Consider the following 16,913-nt stretch of genomic DNA (forward strand, 5'->3'; position numbering starts at 1 on the left):
TTAATCTTCCTTTCTCATCAAATTATTAATAATTTGATTAATTTTCTTTTCTTGAATATCACTCAGTTGTTCATTGGTTATGTTTTCATAAAATTTATTTATAATCGAAATATCACTTTCCTGTTTTATTTCAATTTGGTCGATTGCATCATAATATTCAAATGTCTCATTAGTTAATGCCAGTGTATTGGGATAAATTTGTTTCAAATTGATAATTGGATCTGATATATGAGACATATTTTTCAATCTAAAATGTATGTAATTATTTTTATTAGTAATATCTACCTTTTCTTGAATAACATCTTCGTAATCTCCAACTACTATTTCTAACTTTCTCATTGGTTCTATTGGAACGAAATAATCATTTATATTTTCTTTATTATTAAATTTAACAACACGATAACCTTTAGGTTGTCCAACTTCAGAAAATGAATATTGCAAAAGTGAACCACTGTATTTAATTCTATCTTCATTAATACTAAATGGATGATGTAGGTGACCTAATAGTACAAAATCAAATATATCAAACGATCTTTTTTCCACTGTCTCTACAGTTCCAATAGTTAATGGTCTTTCAGAATCTGATGTTTTGCCACCTTGGACAGTTAAATGACCAATTAAAACATTAATGCTACTCTTATCTAGCGTTTTTGACATATACATTATACATTTATCAAGTGCTTGTTGATGTGTTTGAATTGTTTCATCTTTAAAAAAGTGTTGCACTTCTGTTACTGTCGCAAATGGTAATGTATAAAAATTAACTCCTTTAATATTTATAGGCTCAATCATACTTTCTAATTTTGTTCTAATATATAAGTTACTATGTTCAAACCAATTTGCCCCGTAATTCAAACGTTCTTTTCCATCATGGTTTCCACTTATCATAAATACTGGTATTTTCATTTCAATATTAAGTTGTGAAATTGTTTCTTCAAATAGTTTTATCGTTTCTTTACCTGGATAAGTAGTATCATATAAATCTCCTGCAATAACGATGACATCAGGTTCTTCATCTTTCATTTTCTTTATAAACTGTTCTAATACATACCTTTGGTCCTCTAACAATTGCTTACCATTCAAAATTCGCCCTAAATGCCAATCTGCTGTATGAATTATTTTCATTTTTTACCTCCAAATAGAACGTTTGTTCGTAACTATTTTATAATTTTTTAATCTATATATCAAGTAAAAAACCACTCATCTCTAAAGATAAGTGGCTATAATATATTTAATGAACAATTGATTTTTTTACTTTTTTATACTGATAATACATTGCTAATCTCCATGGTACTATCATACAAAATGCTAATAAGAAAAACATACCCGCTATCTCACCTGGATCGATTTCGTTACTAATAAAGATTTTTAGAACAGTACGGATAACTAATAGAGAAATTAAGATAATCGGAAACGCTTTTGAACGTTTCATATAAATTTCACTACCTTTAACTTCAAATCTAGATGTCCAAATTAACACTGTTGAGAAAAGTACACCTAAAATAAGGGACTCTAAAATCTCGGTACCAGTCAATCTAAAATATGGTACTACATACATTAGAGCACCTGTTGCCATAAAAAATGGAGGCAATATAATTTTCTTTTCATTAACTGGGAATTTTTGTGCCTTCATTCGAATCACAATAACAATTGCACCCATAAAGAATGCAACTACTATAGAAAATACTAAATATGCCACGCTTACACCTTCTCATATATTCTAAACTTTAATACTCTTTTTAATCACGTGTTAGTATATCATTAAATCAAGTCATTTTCATAGTTTTTAAATTAATAAATTCTGGCTATTTTATAAATTAACTTATTTTCTTTTATTCCATAAAAAAGGGATTAAATCAACGTTAACATTGACTTAATCCCCACTTATATTTATCTTATTTCTTTTGACCTTTCATGCCTTGGTCCATATTTTTGTTCATCATAGTCATCATTTGATTGATTTTCTTTTGAGAAGGTTTTTGACCCATTTGCATCATCATCATACGTAGCATTTCTTCATTAATAGGTGGGTTTTTTTTCAAATAATCCATCATATATTTTCTTGCTAAGAAGAAACCACCAGCTAAACCTGCGATTAATGCTATTATAATTAAAATAATTGCTAACCAAATTGCCATTGTTTCACCCACTTTCTTTATCCTAATGAATTTTACTAGATTCAAATATTTATTTCAAGACAAATTTGTATATTAAAATAACGCACATCAAAAATAATAACAAATTTTCAATATATATTAAATGTACTTTTGAATATTAAAGTTAACATTTAAAAACTGCTAGTTTCGCATAAGCTTAACTAGCAGTTTATTTGAGTTTAAATTATTGATTAACTAAAATTCACGAATTTGGTTTAAAACATTTTCTTTAGTAAATCCATATTTTTCAACTACTAAATCGCCAGGAGCACTTGCACCGAAGCCATCGATACCAATAACTTTACCTTGTGTTCCAACGTATTTATGCCAACCAAGTGGTGAAGCCATTTCAATAGCAACACGTTTAGTAATATTTGAAGGAATAACAGACTCTTTATATTCTTCAGATTGTTGTTCGAAAGCGAACCAGTTTGGCATAGAAACAACTCTAACACCTTTACCTTGAGCATCTAAGTCTTTTGCAGCCTCTACTGCTAAGCTTACTTCAGAACCAGTTGCTAATAATAGATATTCAGGAGTTTCTTTAGATTCATATACAATATATGCACCTTTACGTACACCTTCTTCGACAGTTTCTTCAGAAACATCTAAAGTAGGTAAATTTTGACGTGTAAGTACTAATGATGTTGGCGTGCCTTCTGATTCTAAAGCAACTTCCCAAGCAACTCTAGTTTCATTACCATCAGCAGGACGAATCACATTCATATTTGGAATTGCACGTAATCCAGCTAATTGTTCAATTGGTTCGTGTGTTGGACCATCTTCACCAACTGCGATGGAATCATGTGTAAATACAAATGTTGAATTTAATCCCATAATTGCAGATAAACGTAAAGCTGGTTTTAGGTAGTCACTGAATACGAAGAATGTTGCACCATATGGATGTAAACCTCCATGTGCAGCCATACCATTAACAGCAGCGCCCATTCCAAATTCACGAACACCAAACCAAATGTTTTTACCGTCACGATTATTTTTATCATAATCTTTAGCTTCTTTAACATTTGATTTATTTGAACTAGCTAAGTCAGCTGAACCACCAAAGAATGAAGGTACATGTTTACTTAACGCTTGAATAACTTCACCAGAATCTGCACGTGAAGCTGCATTATGATCTGCATCAAATTTAGGTAAAGCTTCTCTGTAATCTTGAGGTAATTTACCACTTACAGCTAATTTAAATTCTTCCGCTAATTCAGGATAAGCTTTACTATACTCTTCAACTTTATTTTTCCAATTTTCTTCATTTTCATTAGCACGTTTTAACATTGTTGAATTGAAAATGTCGTAAACTTCTTGTGGTACATTAAATCTCTTTTCAGGGTCTAATCCATAAGCTTCTAAAGTTAATTTACGTTCTTCGTCGCCTAGAGGAGCACCATGAACGCCATTTGTACCTGATTTATTAGGCGCGCCATAACCAATTACAGTTTTAACTTCAATGATTGTTGGACCTTGCTGAGATTTAGCTTTATTAATTGCATTATCAATTTCTTCTAAATCATTACCATCTTTAACAAAAATGTAGTTCCAACCATATGATTCGAAACGAGATTTAGTATTTTCAGAGAATGCTTTATCTAAATCTCCATCTAATGAAATATCATTTGAATCATATAATACGATTAATTTATCTAATTGATTATGACCTGCAAATGATGCAGCCTCATGAGAAATACCTTCCATTAAATCCCCATCAGAAGCTAGAACATAAGTATAATGATCTACAACATTATAGTTATCTTTGTTAAATTTACCAGCTAAATGACTTTCAGCTAAAGCCATTCCGACTGACATTGCAAATCCTTGACCAAGAGGTCCTGTTGTCACTTCTACACCATCAGTGTGTCTGAATTCAGGGTGACCTGGAGTTTTAGAATCCCATTGTCTAAATTGTTTTAGTTCATCCATTTCTAAACTACCAGAAACGTGTAATAAACTATATAATAAAGCAGAACCATGACCTGCAGATAATACAAATCTGTCTCTATTGAAATAGTCTTTAGATTGTGGGTTGAAATTTAGGTGTCTTGTCCATAGTGTGTAAGCCATTGGTGCTGCTCCCATTGGTAAACCTGGGTGACCTGAATTGGCCTTTTCTATTGTATCGATACTTAATGCACGAATTGTATCGATTGCTAATTGATCTTCTTTATTGAACATTATATATTCTTCCCTTCTAATAATAATACTTAATGCCAATTATAACTTATTTTAATATAAATTCATAAAGAAAAATCTGAAAAATTTTTAATTTTCCATATTAATCTATATTTAAAATTCAGTAATTAGCATTCTATTTTTCTTTATTTTGTCGTTGAATTTGTTTTAATTTCTCAGGAGTAACATCATTTCCCTCAGGATCAATGACCTTAGTACTTTCAAGTTGTTGTTTGAACCCTTTTCTAAATGAATCAAGATACTGTTTTCTTAATTTAGATTGTTCTTTTGCTTCTTCATTGGTCAAACCTTTTTCTTTTTTCTTTTTAGCTAATTCATTAATTCTATCAATATTTAAATTATTAGACATTTTAGCTCCTACTTTCGTTTGTTAATCGTTTAAATTGATAATTTGTTAGAAAATAACCTACTACATATTATTTCAATAAGTAAAATGGATTTATTCTGTGTATATACCTTTTGTAAAATATAACAAAAAAAGGAGCGTAACCAAATCGTTACGCTCACATAAACTATTAAATGTGATATTAGTTAATTGATGCGAACACTGATCCTGAATTTTGTTCGCTATCATCTTGTTTATTTAAAGATTGATTAGTATTATGATTAACGTTTTGATGTATTTCATGGTCTGTCATTTCGTACGTTTGTTCTGAATGCTCATTTTGGTTAACGCTTAAGAAAAATACTAGAAAAATAAGACAAGATATTAAAAATACTGATATATAAGTTAAAAATGTTTTTGTTTGTTTTGTTAACATTGCATCTCACTCCTAGAACGTTTGTTTGTATTATTAATTTAACAGAACAGATGTTCCATGTCAACACTTTAACGAACAAACGTTTGTTTTTTGTTTATGTAGATGCTATAATATAATCAAATAAAATTAGGGAGTGCCTATATATGAGAGAGTTAACGAAAAGACAAAGTGAAATATATGATTACATTAAACATATTGTTCAATCAAAAGGGTATCCACCGAGTGTTCGAGAAATCGGAGAGGCTGTAGGATTAGCTTCGAGTTCGACTGTTCATGGTCATTTATCAAGATTAGAAGAAAAAGGTTACATTAGACGAGACCCTACTAAACCAAGAGCAATTGAAATTGTTAGCGAACAATTAGGCGACAATATTAATATGGAAGAAACGATTCACGTTCCTGTTATAGGTAAAGTAACGGCCGGAATTCCAATTACAGCAGTCGAAAATATTGAAGAGTATTTCCCACTACCCGAACATTTAACATCTACACATAACAGTGATATTTTCATATTAAATGTTGTAGGTGATAGTATGATTGAAGCAGGTATTCTAGATGGAGATAAAGTAATTGTTCGTAGTCAAACAATTGCTGAAAATGGAGATATTATTGTTGCTATGACAGAAGATGATGAGGCTACAGTTAAACGATTCTACAAAGAAAAAAATCGTTATAGATTGCAACCTGAAAATAGCACAATGGATCCAATTTATTTAGACAATGTCATAGTAGTTGGTAAAGTTATCGGTTTATATAGAGAAATGTAATCATATTTTATGCTCATAACCCCCTATAAATAATAAAAGGATTAGGCGATTGCCTAATCCTTTTTATTTTGATTCTTTTTTAAAACTTCTTTTACTTTATCTAAGATATCAGGTTGTTGTTTTGATTTAGTTGACATTCTATCTACTTCCTTACAACTAATTATTACCCAAAGATGATTAACTCTAAACGATTAACCAGTATAATTTTCTGTCCAATACGGTTGTCGACGATCATTAAAATCAACACCTACGCCTAAAGTAGAAAAGCTATCATTTAAAATATTTTTTCGATGACCTAATGAATTCATTAATCCTTCATGTGCAAATATACTACTTTGTTGTCCATACGCTAAATTTTCACCAGCAGAACTAAAATCATGATGATCATCTTTCAAACGATCAAAAGGTGATTTTCCTTTTAAATCTGTATGATCAAAGTAGTTATTGTCCGCCATATCTTGACTATGCTTTCTAGCAGTATTAGAAACTGAAGCTGAATATTTTAAAGTTGGTAATTGATGTTGTTTACGTTCAGCATTTACGATGTCAAAATTTTGTAATTCAAAACTCTTTTCTAATGATTTGGAAGGTGCACCATATTGTTCTTGTAATCTATTTTCCATAGCTTCACTCACTTGATATAAAGCTGTTACGCCATTTTTTTCATGTTTATCGTAAAATACTGTTGTGTAAATGTGATTTTTATGGAAAATATCGTACTCGTCATTTTTAACTTCAAAACGTTTGTTACCTTTACTTATTTCTTCTATAGGTTTACCTAAACGATCTCGAACTGCCTTTTTAGGTGTAGCATATTTAATTTTAGACTGTGAAGATATTAAATTTTGATTCGTATACATGCCATTGACACGATTTTTAATATAACTAATCATTATGAATTGATTATAATCATTATCATAATACGTATACCAATGTGTACCGTATTCATTGGAAGTTATGCGTTTTTCTTTACCTAATTTATCCTCAACGTCTTTTTTTGTCATATTCATTTGAATATTATTAATCGCAAATTCTTGTTTGTCAGGAACATCTAAGCTTAAGTCTTCTTCATTTGAATTACCATATGCCCATTGATCAACTTGCTCTCTAACTTCTTGTTGTAAATGCTCTGTAAATTTGAACTCATTTAATGGTAAGAAAATAACGAGACACAAGAAGAATATAAAAAATACTAGAAATCTTTTAATTTTAGCCACCTACCGTATGATATTAATCTCTATCCCCATTAAAAATTGAATTTCTAACAATGACATAATCCACTGTTCGAAGAGATTTCAAATCTTTGCCACCTGCATAAGAAATAGAACTTTGTAAATCTTGTTGCATCTCTTTTAAAGTGTCTTTTAATGAACCTTTATGTTCAACAAACATTTTTTTACCTTCAACATTTTTATGTTCACCTTTTTGGAATTCTGACGCACTACCAAAATATTCTTTATATCGCTTACCTTCTAATTCAACAGTTTCTCCAGGAGATTCTTCATGTGCTGCAAATAGTGATCCTATCATTACCATAGAAGCACCAAATCGAATAGACTTAGCGATATCACCGTGTGTACGTAATCCGCCATCTGCTATGATAGGTTTTCTAGCTGCTTTACTACATAAATTAAGTGCAGATAATTGCCAACCACCTGTACCAAATCCAGTTTTTATTTTTGTAATACATACACGTCCCGGACCGATACCAACTTTTGTAGCATCAGCACCAGCATTTTCTAATTCTCTTACGCCTTCAGGTGTTCCTACGTTTCCTGCTATAACAAAAGAATTAGGTAGGTTCGTTTTGATGTGTTTAATCATATTAATTACCGAATCTGAATGACCATGAGCGATATCAATAGTAATATACTCGGGTGTTAAATTTTCATTTGATAATTGCTCAATAAAGTCAAATTCTGATTTCTTTACGCCAACTGATATGGATGCAAATAGATTATTTTGTTGCATTTTATTGATAAACGGAATTCTAGCTGCTTCATTAAAACGGTGCATGATATAAAAATAATCATTTTCAGCAAACCATTGAGCTAATTCTTCATTCATTACTGTTTGCATATTAGCTGGTACTACTGGAAGTTTAAAGGTACGAGGACCAAATTTTATCGATGTATCGCATTCTGATCTACTTTCAACAATACATTTGTTTGGTATTAGTTGTATGTCTTCATAATCAAATATTTTCATATTAATTAAATAGCCCCTTTTTAAAAAGAATAATATTAGGATAAATAGCTAAAATCCGAATAATCATAGTTTTATCAGTTGTTTTATTCAAAAATTCATTATCCTTATTAACTGTACATTGTTTTATTGTTCTTGTAAATGGACTTTAGGACTAGTTTTACCAACTAGATTTTTTAACACCTGGTATTTGACCTTTATGTGCGTGTTCTCTAAAAGCAATTCGTGACATTTCAAATTTACGTAATACGCCTCTTGGTCTTCCTGTCACTTTACATCTGCGAGTTAAACGTGTTGGTGAAGAATCACGTGGTAATTTTTTTAATGCTTCATAATCACCTTTAGCTTTCAATTCTTTTCTTAATTCAAAATATTTATCTACTAGTTCTTGTCTTTTTTGTTCTTTTGCAATCTTAGATTTTTTAGCCATTTCCATTACCTCTCTTTTTATAAATCGTAATAATTACGTTTTATATATTAACACGATTATCTCAATTTGCAAATCTAGAAGTTCTATAACAAACATATTTCTGTTTAAAAATGACATTTACTCGTAAAAAAAGAGACCTTTTCCTAAAGAAAAAGGTCCCTTAAGCCATTTCAAATTGTCGTATTTGAAAGATAAGATTTATTTAGTTTCACGATGTAACGTATATTTATTTAATCTAGGGCAGTATTTTTTCATTTCAATACGCTCAGGATTATTTCTTTTATTTTTTGTAGTGATATAGTTACGATCGCCACACTCTGTGCATGCTAATGTGATATTTACGCGCACGTTAAACACCCTTTCTAATTAGGAATACTTACGATTTAAAATTTTATCATAACTTTGTTTTGTGCGCAATCTTCAATTTTATTTATTAAAATTTTCGTAAGTTTCGTCTTGTTCGCCTTCTAAATCAACTGTATTTATATCAATGCCTAATGCTTTCGCTACACCTTTACCATAATCAGGGTCAGCTTTATAACAATGACGGATATGACGACGTTTCACATCTTCAGTTACACCATCCATAGCGTTCGCTGTATTTGTAAAGATACGCTCTTTCGCTTCATCAGATTGTAATCTAAATAATTTACCAGGTTGTTCGAAGTAATTATCATCATCTTGTCTTTGATTATATTCATAACCATCACCGTCTACAGGGAAAGCAGGCTTTTTGAATTCTGGTTGAGAATCATATACGCCTTGATTATTTGGATAGTAGTGAGGTCCACCACCTTGGTTATCGTCTAAGATACGCATTTGACCGTCACGACTAAATGGACATAAGTTTTCAATGCCTACACCTTTAGGTTGGTTAACAGGAATTTGCCAATGGTTTACGCCTAATCTATAGCGTTGAGCATCTCCATAAGAGAATAAACGTCCTTGTAACATTTTATCTGGCGAGAAGTCTAAACCAGGTACAATGTTAGTTGGCGCAAATGCAGCTTGTTCTACATCTTGGAAATAGTTATTAGGATTACGGTTAAGTTCAAATTCTCCAACTTCGATTAAAGGATAATCGCCGTGGTACCAAACTTTAGTTAAATCGAATGGATTATCTTTATGATTTTTAGCTTGTTCTTCAGTCATCACTTGGATATACATTTTCCATTTAGGATAGTCTCCATTTTCAATGGCATTAAATAAATCACGTTGAGATGAATCACGATCTGTAGCAATTATGTTAGCCGCTTCATCATCAGATAAGTTTTCAATACCTTGTTGACTTCTGAAGTGATATTTAACCCATACACGTTCGCCTTTATCGTTATACATTGAATAAGTATGAGAACCGAAACCATGCATATGACGTAAATCTTTTGGAATACCTCTATCAGACATTAAAATTGTAACTTGATGTAATGATTCAGGTAATCCTGTCCAAAAGTCCCAGTTATTTTGTGCACTTCTCATATTTGTTCTAGGATCTCTTTTAACTGCTCTGTTTAAACTTACAAATAATTTAGGATCTCTAAAGAAGAATACAGGTGTATTGTTCCCTACTAGATCCCAGTTACCTTCTTCAGTGTAGAATTTTAAAGCAAATCCACGAATATCACGTTCAGCATCTGCTGCGCCTCTTTCTCCTGAAACTGTAGAAAATCTTGCGAACATTTCAGTTTGTTTACCTACTTCTGAGAAGATTTTAGCACTTGTGTATTTAGTAATATCATTCGTTACAGTAAAAGTACCAAATGCGCCTGATCCTTTTGCATGCATACGTCTTTCTGGAATAACTTCACGATCAAAGTGAGACATTTGTTCTAAAAAGTATATATCTTGCATCATTAATGGTCCACGTGGGCCAGCTGTCATGCTATTTTCTCTATCTGATACAGGTGCTCCAAATAAACCTGTTAATTTTCCATCTTGTTTGGACATGTGTATATCCCCTCCACATAAATTAGAATAATTATAATTTAATATCTATTATAAAGTATTCCCTCAAAAAAAGAAACTAAAACTACTCATTTTATTTAGAATTATCAGAAAATTTGTTGTTTTTTCACTTTAAAGTGCTAATTAGTATTGAATACTAGGTTCAAAAGACTTAAAATGATGGATATATTTAAAATAGATGGGAGACAGTATATGGAAGATAATAATATGAAAAGAGGTTTAACCTCCAGACACATAACCATGATTGCTATCGGTGGCGCCATTGGAACAGGATTATTCGTCGCTACTGGTAGTGTCATTTCTGAAGCAGGACCTGGTGGTGCTATACTAGCCTACTTATTAATTGGGATTATGCTTTATTTCTTAATGTCATCAATTGGAGAATTAGCTACCTTCTACCCGGTATCTGGTTCTTTTAGTTCTTATTCATCTAGATTTATTGATCCGTCACTAGGTTTTACCATGGGATGGTTATACTGGGGAATGTGGACACTCGTAACTAGTGTAGATGTTATTGTAGCTTCTAATGTTTTAAAATTTTGGGATGTTTTCAATTTCTTTAGCCCATTAACTTGGAGCCTAATTTTTATAACGCTACTCTTACTTTTAAATATCTTTTCAGTAAAAGCTTTTGGTGAAACTGAATTTTGGTTATCTCTCATCAAAGTAGTTACTATTATTGTATTTATTATATTGGGATTATTAATGATTTTTGGTATTTTAGGTGGCCATACATATGGCTTTGAAAATTATACTAAAGGACAAGCACCTTTTGTTGGTGGTATTTCTGGTATTTTATGTGTTTTATTAGTTGCTGGCTTTTCTGTTGGTGGGACTGAAGTGGTCGCAGTTACTGCTGGAGAATCTAGTGATCCTAGTAAATCCATGCCTAAAGCAATTAAGCAAGTATTTTGGAGAATTTTATTATTCTATGTATTATCTATAGCAGTTATTGCCGCTATAATCCCATATACTGATCCATTGCTATTAAACGAAAGCCAATCTGTAACACAAAGTCCATTTACGATTGTATTTGATAAAATTGGTATCGCCTTTGCAGCTTCAGTTATTAATGCTGTAATACTAACGTCACTACTATCAGCAGCAAATTCAGGTATTTATACTACAAGTCGAATGCTTTATTCGTTAAGTGTAGATAAACAAGCACCTCAATTCTTTAAAACATTAAATAAAACAACGAAATTACCAATTAGAGCCATTTTAACTACTTATATTTTAGTTGTAGCAGTAGTTATATATGCTAATTTTAATTCGAATGCGGTATTCAATTTATTAAATATTATTGGCTCAATGGTCATCGTCGTTTGGGGATCAAGTATCTGGGCACAAATTAGAGTACGCAGTGCAATTAAAAAGCAAGGTAAAAACATTAATGAGTTGTTACCTTATAAAGCTCCATTTTATCCATTTGGCCCAATTATAGTTATAGCAACTTTACTATTTTTATTATTTGGTAGTTCATTTGGAAGTATTGTTTCAGGAGATTGGGTAAGTGTTATTCGAAACTTTACACCACTCATTATTTTGGCAATTATTTTCATTGTCCATAAACTCATTAAGAAAACTAAATTTGTAAAACTTGAAAATATGGATTTAAGTTCTCATATCTTTAAAAATGAATAGTTAATATATCTATAGTTTAAATATTTTATACCTTTCAATTCAAGCCGATTTATAGGTTTTTAATTGGAAGGTATATTTATTTAAGTTTTCTATACAATAATCAATAAATTACAATTAATTCCTAGTTAATCTTTATTTTCTGAGCGCTCGTAATCATGTATAATAAAATTAAGAAATAAGGCTTAGAGGTGGTTAAAATGATTGGTCAAACAAATTTGTTCGATGATGTGATTAAAAGTGATGAACGTTTCGTAATTGTTGTTCAAGCTTTAGAGGAAAAGAATGGTCAATTAGTAAAAAATACATTAAGAGAATATCCAAGTTTAAATCATGACCAAATGAGTAACTTGTTCACTCATCTTAAAGAAGTATATTTAGAGGAAAAATTTCAAGATAACCAATCAGCTTTTACTATAACTGTATATACTAACCTTGACTATGCAGCAGATCAAGTTTATGCACATGTTAAGCGCTATAGAGGAAAAAAAGATTGGACTCACACAGCTAAATAAATTCAATAGACAAAAATAGACTTAGGTATCTTTACTTGGAATAGGTTGATAGCATTCATTATTTAATGCTATTTAATTATCCTTAAAAATACCTAAGTCTATTTATTTACATTATAATAGTTTTTTTAGAGTATGTGGTATACCATTCGAATCATTATCTAATGTGACTTCATCCGCTTTTTCTTTTAACTCGTCACTTGCATTACCCATTGCAACAGCATATCCTACAACATCTAACATAGATTGGTCATTTAAACTGTCGCCAAATGCGATAACTTCCTCAAGTGATATATTTAATTTTTCACATAAAGCAGTAATTGCGTTCCCTTTTGAAACGTCTCTTGCCATAAATTCTAAGAAGAATGGTTTACTAGTTGTAACGTCAATTTCTTCATTAAAATAACCATTTAAATCAATACGTGCTTCAGTAATATTACCAACATAATCAACACCCATTACTTTTGGTACACCATGTGTAATGTATGATTTAATATCATCAACACGTTTCATAGGCAGTCCAGTAAGTTCAGATTCAATATTCATATATTCATGTTCACCATCATAAATAATATGTCCATCATCATAAGTTAATACTAAAAACCCTTTTTCTCTACAGTAATCGACAATTTCATCGAAGTTCTCTTTCGAAACGGTTTTACTTACTTCTACCTTTTCAGAAATCATGTTAATTGTTTTACCGCCATTATAACTAATAATATAACTTTCATGTTCATTTAATTTTAAAGTTCTCGCAACGGGAATCATACCTTCTGTTGGTCGTCCGGAAGCTAATACAACTTTGTAACCTTTGTCTTGAATGTCGATAAGATAAGATTGTGTTTCTGGAGATACCTTATTCTCACTATTCATTAGTGTGTCATCCATATCCATAACAACTACTTTATATTTGCTCATATTATTCCGAATCTCCTTTCAATGACTTATCTATATTTTACATCAAAACGAGCTTATTGGTACACTACTTCTTCAATTACACCAACCTCATTTATCGTTACTAATTCTGAAATACAATGCGACATTTCATTCTTTAACGTTCTTACTATTTCACCACTATGTTCCCTAGGGCTCAAAGTTAGTACAGTCGGTCCAGCTCCACTTATTACGGTTGCATATGCATGGTGTGCTTTAGAAATATTTCTAATCTTTTCAAATTCTGGAATTAAATGCTGTCTATATGGTTCATGAAAACCATCTTGTTCCATCATTTTTCCAGCTAATTCATATTTATGTTGTATCAATGCACAAATCATTGTATTACTTATCGCGCTATTTTTGACAGCATTAGCATGGGAAAATGTATCTGGTAATGCCTTACGTGATTCTTCAGTTTTAAGTTCATAAGGAGGAATCGTTAATATATCATCTACCTTAGGTACATCTATTCGAGCAACATCAGTTACTTTTGATTCTGAGTTGTAATAACCAGATATTAAACCTCCATAAATTGTAGGCGCAACATTATCAGGATGACCTTCTATTTCAGTCGCTAATTGAAGTAATTCATATTGTGATAGTTGAATATTACCAAAATGATTAGCAATATATAGCGCACCTACTAATGCTGAAGCTGAAGAACCTAAACCTCTTGCTAAAGGTATATCACTTCTCATATCAATATTTAAAGCTGGCAATTCAACTTGATATTTTTTAGCAACTAATTGTGCAACTTTATAGATGTAATTTGAATTATCTTTAGGTAAAGTCTCTAATTCTTCATTAAAGTAGTTAAATTCCCATTGATCACCTTGAATCTCTTTTATATCCATATACAGATACTTATCTAAAGCCATACCAATTGAGTCAAAACCAACGCCTAAATTTGCTGTTGAAGCGGGAATTTTCAACTTTAATATTGCTTCCATTTTAAAGTGCCCCTTTAATATATTTAATGATACTTTCTTTATCGTTTGGAAGTGTTTGAATAGGATTATCTAATAAAGAAATGGCAGTATCAGGATCTTTTAATCCATTTCCAGTTAGAACAGCGACTACTTTTTTACCTTTAGGCAAACGTCCTGCACGGTGAAGTTTAATAAGTCCAGCTATAGATGCATTACTTGCTGGTTCACTAAACACACCTTCTTTAGAAGTCATCATTTGATATGCCTCTAATATCTCTTCATCTGTAACGCTGTCAATTAAACCTTGAGATTCTTGTAATGCATTTGTTGCTTTATCCCAACTAGCAGGGTTACCGATACGAATGGCAGTCGCTACTGTTTCTGGATTTTTAATCACTTTATTCTGAACAATTGGTGATGCACCTTCAGCTTGGAAACCAAATAATTGTGGAAGTTGACTGCCCTTTTTATCATGATATTCTTTGAAACCTTTCCAATAAGCTGTAATATTTCCTGCATTCCCTACTGGAATGGCTAAAATATCTGGTGCTTGACCGTCTAATTGTTCTACTAATTCAAAGGCACCTGTTTTTTGACCTTCAATTCTGAATGGATTCACAGAATTAACTAGTTCAATATCTCCATTTTTAGCGATTTCTTTAACAATTTCTAAGGCTTCATCAAAGTTGCATTCTATAGAAACAATTTCTGCACCATACATAACAGCTTGAGATAATTTCCCTAAAGCAATTTTACCTTCTGGAATTACAACAATTGCTTTTAAACCAGCTCTTGCTGCATAAGCCGCTGCAGATGCAGATGTATTACCTGTTGAAGCACAAATCACGATTTTTTTACCTTGTTCTTTGGCTTTAGTTACAGCCATTACCATTCCTCTATCTTTAAAAGAACCAGTAGGATTTGCACCTTCATATTTTACATATAATTCTATACCTAACATTTCAGACATGTTTTCACAATAAATTAAAGGTGTGTTTCCTTCGTTCAATGTTAAATGAGGTGTGTTTTCATTTACCGGTAAATACGTATCGAATTCTTTAACTAATCCTTGCCATCTTTTCATAAAAATTAAACCCCTTCTACAGGATAAATTTTACTTACTTCAAATCCTGCGTCATTTAATAGTTGTTCTGGTGATTGATCTAACCCTATAATAACCGTTGCAAATGTATCTCCGTCTCTTTTAGTTATTTTCAATGATTTATGGAACGGTAAATGTGCTTTGAGTTCATTTTCTAATTTTTCTTCAGAATTGTGTTGTGCTTTAAGAACAACATAGAAGTTAAGTTTTTCTTGTTTTAACACTGCTTTGTCATTATCCATCATTTCTCTAGTTTCTTCTGTTTTCAATTCAAAATGAGGCGGTAGTGTATGTAAATTCGACTCAAAGAATAATGCTACATTTAGTAAATCACTAACAACTGCGCTACCTGTAGCTAAACTTCCAGCACCTTTACCATAAAACATTGTGTCCCCTACAGCATCACCGATAACGTATATTGCATTATATTCATTTTCAACTGCAGCAAGTTGATGATTTTCATCGATTAACGTCGGTTCGACTGATGCATTAACCTTTCCATTACTATATGTACCTTTACCAATTAATTTGATTTTATATCCTAAAGATTTAGCTGCATTAATATCAGATAATGTTGTTTCTCTAATACCTTTTAATTTAACCTCATTTAACTTAATTACCTGATTAAATGATAAATAAGATGTAATAACAACTTTTCTAGCGGCATCAATACCATCAACGTCATCAGTAGGATCCGCTTCTGCAAAACCGAGACGCTTTGCTTCTTCAAGAGCATCTTCAAATGATGTTTGGTCTTGAGTCATTTTTGAAAGAATAAAGTTTGATGTTCCATTCAGAATACCCATAAATTTTGAAATGTTATTAGCATTTAATCCATTATTGATTGCATTCACAATCGGAATTCCACCTGCTACACTTGCTTCGAATTTTAATGCAACGCCATTAGTTTCGGCTAAATCTTCCAACAATTTTAAATGTACAGCCAATAAATCTTTATTTGCCGTAATAACATGCTTCTTATTTTTCAATGCAGTACGAAGCCAATCAACTGTTGGTTCGATACCACCCATTACTTCAACGACAATATCAATAGAATCATCTTCTAAAATTTCATTAACATCATCAGTTAAGTGATATTGGCTTATATTTAACGGTCGCTTTTTTGACTTATCCCTAACAAGTATATGTTTGATAACAATATCTTTATTAAGTGTATCCTTAATTTGTTGCCTATTCTCTTCGATAATTTTAACAACACCTGATCCGACCGTACCTAAACCAAGTAATGCTATATTTAATTCTTTCATTTAACTGTACCTCCTTGTTCACTTGAGAAAAACAAATGTATC

The 16,913-nt window shown here is 31.4% G+C and carries 18 protein-coding genes; 3 read left to right on the plus strand and 15 right to left on the minus strand.

What is annotated here, in order from left to right; all coding sequences use genetic code 11:
- From sbcD to sosA, 6 genes are all read right to left on the minus strand, one after another.
- On the minus strand, window positions 1–1,125 hold the full coding sequence (gene sbcD / locus HMPREF3125_RS00370; RefSeq protein ID WP_070451243.1) for an exonuclease subunit SbcD: 1,125 nt from the start codon (window positions 1,123–1,125) through the stop codon (window positions 1–3).
- A gap of 106 nt (window positions 1,126–1,231) precedes the next feature.
- On the minus strand, window positions 1,232–1,699 hold the full coding sequence (locus HMPREF3125_RS00375; RefSeq protein ID WP_029055398.1) for a CcdC family protein: 468 nt from the start codon (window positions 1,697–1,699) through the stop codon (window positions 1,232–1,234).
- A gap of 196 nt (window positions 1,700–1,895) precedes the next feature.
- Window positions 1,896–2,138: a YneF family protein gene (locus HMPREF3125_RS00380; protein ID WP_029055399.1), complete on the minus strand. Its 243-nt coding sequence runs from the start codon at window positions 2,136–2,138 to the stop codon at window positions 1,896–1,898.
- Window positions 2,139–2,351: 213 nt separating this feature from the next.
- Window positions 2,352–4,340 (minus strand): transketolase, encoded by a 1,989-nt coding sequence (gene tkt, locus HMPREF3125_RS00385; protein WP_070451245.1) that lies wholly within the window; start codon window positions 4,338–4,340, stop codon window positions 2,352–2,354.
- Window positions 4,341–4,473: 133 nt separating this feature from the next.
- On the minus strand, window positions 4,474–4,707 hold the full coding sequence (locus HMPREF3125_RS00390; RefSeq protein WP_029055401.1) for a DUF896 domain-containing protein: 234 nt from the start codon (window positions 4,705–4,707) through the stop codon (window positions 4,474–4,476).
- Window positions 4,708–4,885: 178 nt separating this feature from the next.
- Window positions 4,886–5,119 (minus strand): DNA damage-induced cell division inhibitor SosA, encoded by a 234-nt coding sequence (gene sosA / locus HMPREF3125_RS00395; RefSeq protein ID WP_017637359.1) that lies wholly within the window; start codon window positions 5,117–5,119, stop codon window positions 4,886–4,888.
- 143 nt (window positions 5,120–5,262) lie between these two features.
- Between sosA and lexA the strand changes: the two genes are divergently transcribed.
- Window positions 5,263–5,886 (plus strand): transcriptional repressor LexA, encoded by a 624-nt coding sequence (gene lexA, locus HMPREF3125_RS00400; protein WP_017637358.1) that lies wholly within the window; start codon window positions 5,263–5,265, stop codon window positions 5,884–5,886.
- Between the two features lie 191 nt (window positions 5,887–6,077).
- Here lexA and HMPREF3125_RS00405 read toward each other — a convergent pair whose 3' ends face one another.
- The 5 genes from HMPREF3125_RS00405 to HMPREF3125_RS00420 form a co-directional block, all read right to left on the minus strand.
- Window positions 6,078–7,103 carry a CAP domain-containing protein gene (locus HMPREF3125_RS00405; protein ID WP_096807799.1) on the minus strand — a complete coding sequence of 342 codons (1,026 nt, stop codon included), beginning with the start codon at window positions 7,101–7,103 and terminating at the stop codon, window positions 6,078–6,080.
- Window positions 7,104–7,116: 13 nt separating this feature from the next.
- A complete protein-coding gene (guaC, locus tag HMPREF3125_RS00410) occupies window positions 7,117–8,094 on the minus strand; it encodes a GMP reductase (protein WP_017637356.1) in 978 nt (325 codons plus the stop codon).
- A 157-nt stretch (window positions 8,095–8,251) separates the two neighbouring features.
- Window positions 8,252–8,521: a 30S ribosomal protein S14 gene (gene rpsN, locus HMPREF3125_RS00415; RefSeq protein ID WP_017637355.1), complete on the minus strand. Its 270-nt coding sequence runs from the start codon at window positions 8,519–8,521 to the stop codon at window positions 8,252–8,254.
- Window positions 8,522–8,719: 198 nt separating this feature from the next.
- Entirely contained in the window at window positions 8,720–8,869 is a 150-nt protein-coding gene (gene rpmG, locus HMPREF3125_RS12355; protein WP_001831295.1) for a 50S ribosomal protein L33, read from the minus strand.
- Window positions 8,870–8,947: 78 nt separating this feature from the next.
- Window positions 8,948–10,465, minus strand: coding sequence for a catalase (locus tag HMPREF3125_RS00420; RefSeq protein ID WP_017637354.1), 1,518 nt, complete (start codon window positions 10,463–10,465; stop codon window positions 8,948–8,950).
- A 210-nt stretch (window positions 10,466–10,675) separates the two neighbouring features.
- Here HMPREF3125_RS00420 and HMPREF3125_RS00425 point away from each other — a divergent pair, with 210 nt between their 5' ends.
- The gene (locus HMPREF3125_RS00425; protein WP_070451247.1) at window positions 10,676–12,127 is read left to right on the plus strand and encodes an amino acid permease; all 1,452 of its coding nucleotides are present in this window, start codon (window positions 10,676–10,678) and stop codon (window positions 12,125–12,127) included.
- Between the two features lie 197 nt (window positions 12,128–12,324).
- A complete protein-coding gene (locus HMPREF3125_RS00430) occupies window positions 12,325–12,639 on the plus strand; it encodes a hypothetical protein (protein ID WP_017637352.1) in 315 nt (104 codons plus the stop codon).
- 111 nt (window positions 12,640–12,750) lie between these two features.
- Here the strand turns inward: HMPREF3125_RS00430 and HMPREF3125_RS00435 are convergent, their stop codons facing one another.
- Genes HMPREF3125_RS00435 through HMPREF3125_RS00450 form a run of 4 tightly spaced genes read right to left on the minus strand, consistent with a single transcriptional unit; the run spans window position 12,751 to window position 16,871 of the window.
- Window positions 12,751–13,554, minus strand: a complete 804-nt coding sequence (locus HMPREF3125_RS00435) for a Cof-type HAD-IIB family hydrolase (protein WP_046466637.1) — start codon at window positions 13,552–13,554, stop codon at window positions 12,751–12,753.
- 53 nt (window positions 13,555–13,607) lie between these two features.
- Window positions 13,608–14,522, minus strand: a complete 915-nt coding sequence (gene thrB / locus HMPREF3125_RS00440) for a homoserine kinase (protein ID WP_070451249.1) — start codon at window positions 14,520–14,522, stop codon at window positions 13,608–13,610.
- A gap of 1 nt (window position 14,523) precedes the next feature.
- Window positions 14,524–15,585 (minus strand): threonine synthase, encoded by a 1,062-nt coding sequence (thrC, locus tag HMPREF3125_RS00445; protein ID WP_070451251.1) that lies wholly within the window; start codon window positions 15,583–15,585, stop codon window positions 14,524–14,526.
- A gap of 5 nt (window positions 15,586–15,590) precedes the next feature.
- Window positions 15,591–16,871, minus strand: coding sequence for a homoserine dehydrogenase (locus HMPREF3125_RS00450; protein ID WP_046466634.1), 1,281 nt, complete (start codon window positions 16,869–16,871; stop codon window positions 15,591–15,593).
- Window positions 16,872–16,913 lie beyond the last annotated feature (42 nt).

The organism is Staphylococcus sp. HMSC13A10 (assembly GCF_001808005.1).
GTDB classification, from domain to species: domain Bacteria; phylum Bacillota; class Bacilli; order Staphylococcales; family Staphylococcaceae; genus Staphylococcus; species Staphylococcus pasteuri.

What these genes read in the sequence shown, in the direction of transcription:
- HMPREF3125_RS00435 (WP_046466637.1), bottom strand. Translation starts at nt 13,554, where the DNA reads ATGAGCAAATATAAAGTAGTTGTTATGGATATGGATGACACACTAATG.
- HMPREF3125_RS00450 (WP_046466634.1), bottom strand. Translation starts at nt 16,871, where the DNA reads ATGAAAGAATTAAATATAGCATTACTTGGTTTAGGTACGGTCGGATCA.
- HMPREF3125_RS00425 (WP_070451247.1), top strand. Translation starts at nt 10,676, where the DNA reads ATGGAAGATAATAATATGAAAAGAGGTTTAACCTCCAGACACATAACC.
- HMPREF3125_RS00390 (WP_029055401.1), bottom strand. Translation starts at nt 4,707, where the DNA reads ATGTCTAATAATTTAAATATTGATAGAATTAATGAATTAGCTAAAAAG.
- thrB (WP_070451249.1), bottom strand. Translation starts at nt 14,522, where the DNA reads ATGGAAGCAATATTAAAGTTGAAAATTCCCGCTTCAACAGCAAATTTA.
- guaC (WP_017637356.1), bottom strand. Translation starts at nt 8,094, where the DNA reads ATGAAAATATTTGATTATGAAGACATACAACTAATACCAAACAAATGT.
- sosA (WP_017637359.1), bottom strand. Translation starts at nt 5,119, where the DNA reads ATGTTAACAAAACAAACAAAAACATTTTTAACTTATATATCAGTATTT.
- lexA (WP_017637358.1), top strand. Translation starts at nt 5,263, where the DNA reads ATGAGAGAGTTAACGAAAAGACAAAGTGAAATATATGATTACATTAAA.
- tkt (WP_070451245.1), bottom strand. Translation starts at nt 4,340, where the DNA reads ATGTTCAATAAAGAAGATCAATTAGCAATCGATACAATTCGTGCATTA.
- HMPREF3125_RS00380 (WP_029055399.1), bottom strand. Translation starts at nt 2,138, where the DNA reads ATGGCAATTTGGTTAGCAATTATTTTAATTATAATAGCATTAATCGCA.
- HMPREF3125_RS00420 (WP_017637354.1), bottom strand. Translation starts at nt 10,465, where the DNA reads ATGTCCAAACAAGATGGAAAATTAACAGGTTTATTTGGAGCACCTGTA.
- rpsN (WP_017637355.1), bottom strand. Translation starts at nt 8,521, where the DNA reads ATGGCTAAAAAATCTAAGATTGCAAAAGAACAAAAAAGACAAGAACTA.
- thrC (WP_070451251.1), bottom strand. Translation starts at nt 15,585, where the DNA reads ATGAAAAGATGGCAAGGATTAGTTAAAGAATTCGATACGTATTTACCG.
- HMPREF3125_RS00430 (WP_017637352.1), top strand. Translation starts at nt 12,325, where the DNA reads ATGATTGGTCAAACAAATTTGTTCGATGATGTGATTAAAAGTGATGAA.
- sbcD (WP_070451243.1), bottom strand. Translation starts at nt 1,125, where the DNA reads ATGAAAATAATTCATACAGCAGATTGGCATTTAGGGCGAATTTTGAAT.